Annotated in this window: 3 protein-coding genes; 1 reads left to right on the top strand and 2 read right to left on the bottom strand. The window is 68.9% G+C overall.

The features are described from left to right. Positions 1-472: hypothetical protein (locus tag AB8Z36_RS37270; RefSeq protein WP_369217815.1), on the bottom strand; the 472-nt coding region annotated here is incomplete at its 3' end. A 79-nt stretch (positions 473-551) separates the two neighbouring features. Between AB8Z36_RS37270 and AB8Z36_RS37265 the strand changes: the two genes are divergently transcribed. Continuing rightward, positions 552-1,505, top strand: coding sequence for a putative nonproteinogenic amino acid hydroxylase (locus AB8Z36_RS37265; protein WP_369217814.1), 954 nt, complete (start codon positions 552-554; stop codon positions 1,503-1,505). On the opposite strand, the gene AB8Z36_RS37260 is transcribed toward AB8Z36_RS37265, so the two are convergent. Next, the coding region (locus AB8Z36_RS37260) for an amino acid adenylation domain-containing protein (RefSeq protein WP_369217813.1) at positions 1,481-2,635 on the bottom strand (1,155 nt) is incomplete at its 5' end. The two genes, AB8Z36_RS37265 and AB8Z36_RS37260, sit on opposite strands and share 25 nt — an antisense overlap.

Raw genomic sequence — 2,635 nt, 5'->3', positions numbered from 1 at the left:
CGACGCCGAGGCGGGCGAGGGAGTGGCCCGCGGGCACACCCGCGTGGCGCAGGCGTGCGGCCACCGCCTCCCGGTCGTCCCAGGCGAGGGGCAGCGCGGATTCGAGTTCGGCGTGCAGATCCGTCAGGAAGGCCGAGGCCGGTGCGGTGCGGTCCAGGGGTGCGCAGAGGGCGAGTTCGCGTGGTGCGGTCCTCGCCGCCGTACGGTCCCGGTCGGCCGGAGCGGGCACCAGGACGACATGCCGGGTCTCGTCGTCGAGGGCGGCCAGCGCGAGCCGTGCCGCCGCGACGGTCAGCAGCAGGAGTCCGGTCGCGTCACCGCCCGTCAGCGCGTCGAGCCGCGCGGTGACCTCGGGGGCGATGACGCAGTCCGGTGTGTCCGCCGCCGGGGTCACGACATCGAGGAAGGGGACGCCGTGACCACCGGCGAGCCGGGCGAGCCAGGATTCACTCAGGGCATTGTCAATCAGCATCTCTCACGCTCACCCAATACCTTCGATGATTCTGACGAACATGACGGCACCGTAAGATCCTGCGCAAGGCAATTAGATCTTGTCAATCATTAATCCGGTATCCAAGCGGATCATTGCCCTCCCTTCCGCAAGCCGATACGATTGCCGCTCATCGGCGTCCGGTGCCCTGTGCACTCACCAACCGACGGGATCTCATATGCTCAAGTCACAACGGCTCGCCACACTCCCGATCGATTCCTACGACTTCGGTGCTGAGCTTTCGGTCATCGATGCGAACGACGCCGGGGGCGAGTACGACGCCTTCACCTTCGGGTCCTGGTCCGCGCATGTCCTTGCCAACTCCGGTGGCAGCGACGACGACACGTCCTTCCGGCCGTACGAGGGGCAGCTCGCCCTGACCGAGCTGGGCAGGAGGCTGCCCGGGATCATGTCGGTCGTCACCGACAACTTCCCGCTCGAAAGGCTGCAATGGGTTCGCATATTCAGCCTCAGTGACGGAATTCTCGCGCCGCACGTCGATTTCCTTGAATTCGCGGAGCCGGGCACACGTCTTCAGATTCCACTGCGCACGGACGAGAATTCTCTGCACTCCGAGAATGACATCGTCTATCACCTCCGCCGCGGTGAGGTATGGAAAATCCACACGACGGTCCCGCACTCGGCGATGAGCGCCTCGCCCTTTCCGAGGCTCTCGCTCTGTCTTGACTTCTCCGGGGCCGATGAACCGATCGAGATCAAGAACACCGTTCCGGCGGAACTGCCGGTCCGCGTCATGTCGCGCCCACCGGTCCCGGCGGCCGAGGTGGAGGCGCTCGTCGCCTCGGCGTCCGACATGGACGCCGCCGGGATGCGCGCCGCTTTCCGGCGGTTCGCGGCGGTCCACTTCACCCGGCAGGCCGATGCGACGGCGGCGTTCGACTGGTTCATCGAGGCCGCCGTGCGCACCGGGGACGCCGCGGTGGCCGAGAAGGCCAGGGCGTTCAGGACGTACTGCATCGAGAAGCGCGGTTACCGCGAGGCGTTCGAGTGGTGAGGCACCAGGGCCAGGGGCCGCGCCCCGGGCCCCGGCAGGGCCTTGCGGTCCAGCTTGCCGTTGGGTGAGATCGGCAGGCTCTCCGTGAGCCACCAGCGGACCGGCACCATGTAGTCGGGCAGGACCGCGAGCAGCGCCCGGCGCAGTTCGGGGGCCGACGGCGGATCTCCGGTGAGAGCCGCGTGCAGTTCCACCGCGCCGTCGGCCCGCCGCACCGCGAAGGCGGCGGCGTCCCGGACACCGGGGAAGTCCCTGAGCCGCGCCTCGACCTCCCGGGGCTCGACGGCATTGCCCCGGATCTTGACCAGGTCGTCCATCCTGCCCAGCAGCTGGAGCGTCTGGTCGGCCGCCCGCCACACCCCCCGGTCCCGGGTGCGGTACAGCCTGGCGCCCGGACGGAACGGATCGGGCACGAACGCGGTGGCGCTCAGTTCGGGGTCCGTGTACCCGATGGCCACCCCCACACCGCCGATGTAGACCTCACCCACCTCCCCGTCGGGCACGGGCACGCCCCGCTCGTCCAGGAGGTAGACGTAGGTGTTCCACACCAGGGACCCGACCGGCGGCCCCGGTTCCAGGTTCCCGGCCGCCGCGCTCATCGAGTGGCTGGCCACCATGTGGTTCTCGGCCGGTCCGTAGTGGTTGTGCAGGGTGAGCTCGGGCCGCCGCGTCAGCAGGCCCTCCAGGGCCTCCGTCACCCGGACCGTCTCACCCGCGCTGATGATGTGGCGCAGGTCGGGGGCGTGCTCGAAGGTGGTCGGCAGCGTCATGACCACATCGATCAGCGACTGCGGGAAGTCGACGACCTCGATGCGCTCCTCGATGACGTAGTCGATCAGGTCCCTGGGGTCACGCCGCACATGCGCTTCCGGCACGTACAGGCAGCCGCCCGACGCCAGCGTGTAGAACATCTCCTGCACCGACACGTCGAAGGTGAGCGGAGCCACCTGGAGGACGCGCCGCCCGCGTCCCAGACCCGAGCCGTCCACCTGCCACGAAATGAAGTTGGCCAGGCAGCGGTGGGTCTGGACGATGCCCTTGGGGACGCCGGTGGACCCGGACGAGAAGATGACGTACGCGGGATCCTCCGGCGCGGGCGCGCGGCCCTTGTCCGCGCGCACCGGTCCCGG

Origin of the sequence: Streptomyces flavofungini (genome assembly GCF_041028215.1) — a bacterium.
Lineage (GTDB): Bacteria > Actinomycetota > Actinomycetes > Streptomycetales > Streptomycetaceae > Streptomyces > Streptomyces flavofungini_B.
Note: the sequence above shows the minus strand (reverse complement) of the source record. Positions and strands in the feature narration are given on the sequence as shown.